At 68.7% G+C, this 4,727-nt stretch carries 4 protein-coding genes; all 4 read left to right on the top strand.

The window, feature by feature from the left end; all coding sequences use genetic code 11:
- Positions 1-312 precede the first annotated feature (312 nt).
- Positions 313-1,629: an ABC transporter substrate-binding protein gene (locus CCN33_RS27680; RefSeq protein ID WP_086696147.1), complete on the top strand. Its 1,317-nt coding sequence runs from the start codon at positions 313-315 to the stop codon at positions 1,627-1,629.
- Positions 1,630-1,634: 5 nt separating this feature from the next.
- The gene (locus CCN33_RS27675; RefSeq protein ID WP_086696146.1) at positions 1,635-2,618 is read left to right on the top strand and encodes a carbohydrate ABC transporter permease; all 984 of its coding nucleotides are present in this window, start codon (positions 1,635-1,637) and stop codon (positions 2,616-2,618) included.
- Between the two features lie 10 nt (positions 2,619-2,628).
- On the top strand, positions 2,629-3,468 hold the full coding sequence (locus tag CCN33_RS27670; RefSeq protein WP_086696145.1) for a carbohydrate ABC transporter permease: 840 nt from the start codon (positions 2,629-2,631) through the stop codon (positions 3,466-3,468).
- 29 nt (positions 3,469-3,497) lie between these two features.
- Positions 3,498-4,727, top strand: a 1,230-nt coding sequence (locus CCN33_RS27665) for a GH1 family beta-glucosidase (protein WP_086696144.1), incomplete at its 3' end; no start/stop codon positions are given.

Raw genomic sequence — 4,727 nt, 5'->3', positions numbered from 1 at the left:
ATCCCGCCCGCGCCGAGCCGCGCGGCCAGCCGGTATCCCCCCACCGCGACCGGATCGTCCGCCTGAAGCGGCCGGAAGGCCTCGCTGGACGTGTTCATCGACTCTCCCCCTGCTTCGTCCGGCCCCGGAAACGCGTTTGCGTACGGAACAGTTGACGGGTGATCTTCTCAGAAGGCGAGACCCGCTCACTTACCCGTGCCGCATCCCTTGACGCACCCCTCGCCGGAGGATTAACTCACGTCCTAAATTAAGCCCTGAGGAGCCGACGCGGTTTTCGGGGTTCCCCTCTCCCGGAAAGGGACCGCTGGAGTCATGCGCAGCATCCGAGCCGCGGCCACAGGCGCCGTCGTCATGTCTCTCGCCCTCGCGGCAACTGCGTGCGGAGGAGGTACGGACAGCGGGGACGGAGCCGGTGGCTCGTCCAAGACGCTGACCTACTGGGCCTCCAACCAGGGCGCCAGCGTCGCCGTGGACAAGCAGGTGCTCCAGCCCGAGCTGGACAAGTTCGAGAAGCAGACCGGCATCAAGGTCAAGGTCGAGGTCGTGCCCTGGTCCGACCTGCTCAACCGCATCCTCACCGCCACCACCTCCGGCCAGGGCCCGGACGTGCTGAACATCGGCAACACCTGGAGCGCCTCCCTCCAGGCGACCGGCGCGCTGCTGCCCTGGGACACCAAGAACTTCGCCAAGATCGGCGGACGTGACCGCTTCGTCGACCCCGCGCTCGGCTCCACCGGTGCCGAGGGCAAGGACCCGGCCGCCGTACCGCTGTACTCGATGGCGTACGCCCTCTACTACAACAAGCAGATCTTCGCCGACGCCGGCATAGACGGGCCCCCGGCCACCTGGGACGAACTCGTCGCGGACGGCGCCAAGATCAGGGCCAAGGGCAAGTCCGTGCTCGGCGCCGAGGGATCGAACCTCTCCGAGAACGTCCACCACGTCTTCGTCTTCGCCAAGCAGCACGACGCCGACTTCTTCTCCGCCGACGGCAAGCCCGACTTCACCAACCCCAAGGTGGTCGACGCCGTCAAGCAGTACGTCGACCTCATGGCCAAGGACAAGGCCATCCCGGCGGGCAACGCGGAGTACGCGCAGAACCAGTCCGTCAGCGACTTCGCCAAGGGCAAGCAGGCCATGCTGCTCTGGCAGTCCGCCGCCGCCAACCTCAAGTCCCAGGGCATGAAGGACGACGCCTACGGTGTGGCCCCCGTACCCGTCCAGAAGGGCGCCCCCGGACCGGGCGCCCAGGTCAACTCGATGGCCGCCGGCATCAACATCGCCGTCTTCAAGGACAGCCACAACCTCGACGGCGCCACCGAGTTCGTGAAGTTCATGACCAGCGACGCCGAGCAGAAGATCCTCAACAAGGCGTACAGCTCCATCCCGCCGGTCAAGGCCGCGCAAGCGGACCCCGCGTTCGACGGGCAGTCCACCGCCGTGCTGAAGGAGACCCTCGCCAAGAGCGCCGCCGCGCTGCCGCAGGTCGCCACCGAGTCGCAGTTCGAGACCGCCGTCGGCACCGCGGTGAAGGACCTGTTCGCCGACGCCGCCGCCGGGCGGGCGATCACCACCGCCTCCGTCAAGGCCAAGCTGGAGAAGGCCCAGCAGCAGATGCCGGCGGCCTGACGTCCATGACCTCCACCGTTCTGAAGGAACCGGTGCGCGAGGATACCCCCGGTACGGCGCGTGGCCCGCGCCGTACCGGGCGGTCCCGCCGCACCGCGCTCCCGTACCTGCTCCTGTTGCCCGCCCTGGTCTTCGAACTCCTCGTGCATCTGGTCCCGATGGTCATCGGCACCCTGATGAGTTTCCGGTCCATCACCCGCTTCACCCTGCGCGACTGGAGCAACGCCCCCTGGACCGGCCTGCGCAACTACCGCGTGGCCGTGGACTTCGACGCCCCGGCCGGCGAGGCGCTGCTGCGTTCCTTCGCCGTCACCGTCGGCTTCACCCTGCTCTCCGTCGCCCTGTGCTGGGCGCTCGGCACCGCCGCCGCCATCTTCATGCAGGACACCTTCCGGGGCCGCGGCATCCTGCGCGCCCTGTTCCTGGTGCCGTACGCGCTGCCCGTCTACGCGGCGGTCATCACCTGGGTGTTCATGTTCCAGCACGACAACGGCCTGGTGAACCACGTCCTGCACGACCAGCTCCATCTCACCGGCAAGCCGTCCTTCTGGCTCATCGGCGACAACAGCTTCTACGCCCTGCTCACCGTCTCGGTGTGGAAGGGCTGGCCGTTCGCCTTCCTCATCGTGATGGCCGGCCTGCAGAACATCCCGCGCGAACTCTACGAAGCCGCCGCCCTGGACGGCGCCGGGATGTGGCAGCAGATCCGCCGCATCACCCTGCCGTCCCTGCGCCCGGTCAACCAGGTACTGGTCCTGGTGCTGTTCCTGTGGACGTTCAACGACTTCAACACGCCCTACGTCCTGTTCGGCCGGGCGGCCCCCGAGGCCGCCGACCTGATCTCCGTGCACATCTACCAGACCACCTTCCTTACCTGGGACTTCGGCACCGGCTCCGCCATGTCCGTCCTGCTGCTGCTCTTCCTGCTGGCCGTGACCGGCGGATACCTGCTGTTCACCTCACGCGGAAGGAGGGCCGGAAATGGCTGACTCGTCGCCCATGGCGCCGCCCCGTTCGTTCCTGTGGTCCCGCCGGATCTTCCTCACCCTGCTCACCGGCTTCGTGCTGCTGCCCGTCTACGTGATGGTCTCCAGCTCGCTCAAGCCGCTCGCCGACGTCACCGGCAAGTTCCGCTGGCTGCCCAGCGAGTTGACGATCCGGCCGTACATCGACATCTGGTCCACCGTGCCGCTCGCCCGGTACTTCGTGAACTCGCTGATCGTCGCCGGCTCGGCCACGATCTGCTCGGTCGTCATCGCGGTCTTCGCGGCCTACGCGGTCAGCCGGTACGACTTCCGGGGCAAGCGGGTCTTCACGGTCACCGTGCTGTCCACGCAGATGTTCCCCGGCATCCTCTTCCTGCTCCCGCTGTTCCTGATCTACATCAACATCGGCAACGCCACCGGGATCGCCCTCTTCGGCTCGCGCGGCGGGCTGATCCTGACCTATCTGACCTTCTCGCTGCCGTTCTCCATCTGGATGCTGATCGGGTACTTCGACTCGGTGCCGCGCGACCTCGACGAGGCGGCGCTGGTGGACGGCTGCGGGCCGCTCGGCGCGCTGTTCCGGGTGGTCGTGCCGGCCGCGGTGCCGGGCATCGTCGCCGTCGCCGTCTACGCCTTCATGACCGCGTGGGGAGAAGTCCTCTTCGCGTCCGTGATGACCAACGACACCACCCGCACCCTCGCCGTCGGACTCCAGGGCTACTCCACCCTCTACGACGTCTACTGGAACCAGATCATGGCCGCCTCGCTCGTGGTGAGCGTCCCCGTGGTCGCCGGGTTCCTGCTGCTCCAGCGCTATCTCGTCACCGGACTGACGGCGGGCGCCGTCAAGTGACCGACTCCCCGCACCTCGAAGGGACTTCCATGTCCGAGCCCATCGACCTCGCCGCCTTCCCGGACAACTTCCGCTGGGGCACGGCCACGTCGGCGTACCAGATCGAGGGCGCCGTCGCCGAGGACGGCCGCTCACCGTCGATCTGGGACACCTTCTCGCACACCCCCGGCAAGATCGACGGCGACGACAACGGTGACATCGCCTGCGACCACTACCACCGCTGGCGCGACGACCTCGGCCTGATGCGCCAACTGGGCGTGGACATGTACCGGCTGTCCGTCGCCTGGCCGCGGGTGATGCCCGGCGGCGACGGCCCGCTCAACCCCAAGGGCCTGGCCTTCTACGACGAGTTGACCGACGCCCTGCTGGAGGCGGGCATCACCCCCTCCGTCACCCTCTACCACTGGGACCTGCCGCAGGTGCTCCAGGACCGGGGCGGCTGGCCGGAGCGGGACACCGCCGAGCACTTCGCGGCGTACGCCTCGGCCGTCGCCGAACGGCTCGGCGACCGTGTCACCCACTGGGCGACCCTGAACGAGCCTCTCTGCTCGGCCTGGATCGGTCACCTCGAAGGCAAGATGGCCCCCGGCTGGACCGACCTCACGGCGGCCGTACGCGCCTCCTACCACCTCCTCCTCGGCCACGGCCTCGCCACGCAGGCGATCCGCGCCGCCGCGCCCGACGCGGAGATCGGCCTCGTCACCAACCTCTCCACCGTGCACCCCGCCACCGACCGCCCCGAGGACGTGGCCGCCGCGCATCGCCAGGACGGTCACGTCAACCGCTGGTGGCTCGACCCGGTGCACGGCCGCGGCTTCCCCGCCGACATGGTCGAGGTGTACGGCGTGGAACTGCCCGAGAAGCCGGGCGACTCGGAGACCATCGCCACCCCGCTGGACTGGCTGGGCCTGAACTACTACATGCCGGCCCATGTCGCCGACGACCCCGCCGGGCCCGCTCCGTACACCCGTTCCGTGCGCCGGGAGGGCGTACCGCGTACCGGTATGGACTGGGAGATCGACGCGAGCGGCATCGAGACGCTGCTGCTGCGCCTCACCGAGGAGTACGGTGCCCGGCAGATCTACGTCACGGAGAACGGCTCGTCCTTCCCCGACCGGGTCGGCCCGGACGGCACCGTCGACGACCCCGAGCGCCGGGCCTACCTGGAGAGCCACCTCGCCGCCTGCGCCTCCGCCACCGCCAAGGGCGCCCCGCTCGCCGGCTACTTCGCCTGGTCCCTGATGGACAACTTCGAGTGG

Origin of the sequence: Streptomyces recifensis, from assembly GCF_002154615.1 — a bacterium.
Lineage (GTDB): Bacteria > Actinomycetota > Actinomycetes > Streptomycetales > Streptomycetaceae > Streptomyces > Streptomyces griseoluteus.
This window is presented reverse-complemented; position numbering and strand designations above follow the sequence as displayed.